Source organism: Daejeonella sp., from assembly GCF_037719425.1.
GTDB lineage: Bacteria > Bacteroidota > Bacteroidia > Sphingobacteriales > Sphingobacteriaceae > Daejeonella.
The window spans coordinates 7105-9651 of the sequence record NZ_JBBJNI010000125.1 but is presented as its reverse complement, the minus strand read 5'-3'; the positions used below and the strand labels follow the sequence as shown (position 1 = coordinate 9651).

The window sequence follows — 2547 nt, the reverse complement described above, 5'->3', positions numbered from 1 at the left end:
ATTGATGAAAATACACCTATAAATATCCCTGATGCAATTTCGCCTAACGGTGATGGCCTGAATGACACCTACATAATTGTAAAACGACTGCCAACTGATAAAGTTCGTTTTGAGGTTTACAGCAGGAACCAGGTATTAGTGTATCTAAATCTGGATTACGATAATTCTTTTGACGGAAACGGTAACCAGAAGGGTTTTATGGGCAACCTACTTCCCGACGGTATTTATTATTACCTGATCAGTGTAAATGGAGCTAAGGGTATCCCCGGATATCTGATTATTAACAGGTAAATGCGTATGAAGAAACCTGCATGAGCTTACCGCTCACACAACGAAATGAACTTAGCAAAACGGTCTCTTGAACACCTCTAAAAACAACTGTAAAAAGTGAAAAATATAAGCTCATGCAAGCTTCATCGCCGATAAAAAACAATTATAGTCTAATGAAAATAGTTGCCTTATTCACTTTAAGTATTTTGCTGCTGACCGCTTTTAGCTTTCAGCTTTCAGCCCAGCAGCTCCCACTGTACTCCCAGTACATGTTCAATACTCTTGAGATCAATCCCGCATACGCAGGATTTAAAGAGTCGATGCAGTTTACTACCATTTTCAGGAAGCAGTTCAACGGGATCAAGAACTCACCTCAGACAGCTATGATCTCCTTCGATATGCCAATTGGGCGAACTAAATTGGGAGTGGGAGTAAAACTTGTTGACGACAAGTTCTCGGTATCACGTACTACGGGAGCCCAGGGATCGCTGTCCTACCACATCGACGGTGATAATTCAAAGCTATCTTTCGGTATGCAGATAGGCGCATTAAACTACAAGGCTAACATGATGGATCTGAACCTGACAAACCCCGGGGATCCGATCTTCGCGCAGGATGTCAATACCTTAGTAGCCAACTTTGGAACGGGTATATTCTATAATACAGATAAGTACTACGCCGGTATTTCAGTACCAAACCTTGCGAGAACAAATCTGAGAGAAACAAATGTTGCCCTAGATAGTTACGACGTCAAGCAAAGCCCTCATTTTTATGTTAACGCAGGGATGCTAATTGATTTGAACGACAATTTTATTCTTAAACCAAGCTTTCTTTTGCGGGGGGTAAGGGGTATACCACTGAACTACGATGTGAATGCCAATGTGTTTTTCAAGGAGCTGTTTTCTGTTGGAGTGTCTTACCGCAGCAACAGTGCTGTAGTGGGCTTGATGGATGTACGTATTATTCCAGACTTAAGACTTGGCTACGCATACGATTACGATGTGGGCAGACTTAACACTTTTACAAAGAGTACACATGAGATTATTTTGAGGTATAGCATTCCTTTGGAGAGAAATGTGTTGATGCCTTCTTACCTGTTTTAAACTGAAAGCGGAAAACTGAAACTGAAATGGGCACAGCGGGTTAGGAGATGTAAACTGAAAGGTGAAAACTGAAAACTGAAAATGTGCACAGCGGGCTAGGAGCTGAAAAGTGAAAACTGAAATGTGAAGATGATTTACTCACAGTTTCATGGGCTGAAATTGAAATAGAAAAAAAGTTAAGAAAGCTTGAAGCTCAAAGCCTAAAGCAAATAAATTATAAAGACATATGCGTATCGCTAAAGCTTGGACTTCAATTTTCAGCTTTCAGTTTTCCGCTTTAATCAAAGCACTATGAAAAAAACTTACTTCTCCATTCTAATCCTCACCGGGTTATTTATTGTATTCAATGCCGGCACTGCTGAGGCACAAATAAAGATAGGCACAAACGGTGCTACGATAGCTCCGTCTTCATTGCTGGAGCTGGAAAGTGCCAATCAGGGTCTTTTGCTTCCGCGGATGGCTGATACTGTAGCGATAAATGCTTTAGCTCCGCCTAACGGGATGCTTATTTACCTGACCAAGGCACCTGCTGTCGGACTTTATGTGCGCAAAGTTACTGGCTGGGAGTACTTAACGGGCTCACTCGGAGGGGCAGGAAATTTTAGCTCGCTCAACGTGTCAGGAACAGTGACTGCCGGAAGCTTTACGGGACCATTAAACGGTAACGCAACTTCGGCGAATACCGCAACTAATGCTACAAATTCCTTGAATTCTACAGTTATAGATGATCTTTCAACTGCAACTCCAACATACCCGACATTTGTAAATACCACGCCCGGAAATTCACAGCTAAGAACAAGCACCACCAAACTTAGCTTTATCCCAAATACCGGGATCCTTAAAGCAACGGGTTTTGTAGGTGCTCTAACCGGCGATGTAGCAGGAAATGCAACTTCAGCTACAAACGCCACAAATGCTTCGAATACTGATATTCTAAACGAAGTTGCATCGGGAGCGGTGCATTTTCCCACTTTTGTTGCAGGTACATCAGGTAACCTTCCTCATATGGTAAGTAATCCGGGCCTGAATTATGTTCCTTCCACAGGTACCTTAAGCGCGACACGGTTTGCAGGGACGTTTATAGGAAATGCTACAACTTCGACAAATGCGCTGACGACCACCATCACCAACGATAATACATCAGCAGCGATAGTTTATCCAACATTCGTTACCG

The 2547-nt window shown here is 42.5% G+C and carries 3 protein-coding genes; all 3 read left to right on the top strand.

Annotated elements, in window-relative coordinates:
• A partial coding sequence (locus tag WKF69_RS14875; protein ID WP_340382860.1) for a gliding motility-associated C-terminal domain-containing protein occupies nucleotides 1-291 on the top strand: 291 nt, incomplete at its 5' end.
• A 152-nt stretch (nucleotides 292-443) separates the two neighbouring features.
• Nucleotides 444-1373: a type IX secretion system membrane protein PorP/SprF gene (locus WKF69_RS14870; protein ID WP_340382859.1), complete on the top strand. Its 930-nt coding sequence runs from the start codon at nucleotides 444-446 to the stop codon at nucleotides 1371-1373.
• A 291-nt stretch (nucleotides 1374-1664) separates the two neighbouring features.
• The coding region (locus tag WKF69_RS14865) for a hypothetical protein (protein WP_340382858.1) at nucleotides 1665-2547 on the top strand (883 nt) is incomplete at its 3' end.

Coding starts and splice junctions, on each gene's coding strand:
- WKF69_RS14870 (WP_340382859.1), top strand. CDS start 444: ATGAAAATAGTTGCCTTATTCACTTTAAGTATTTTGCTGCTGACCGCT.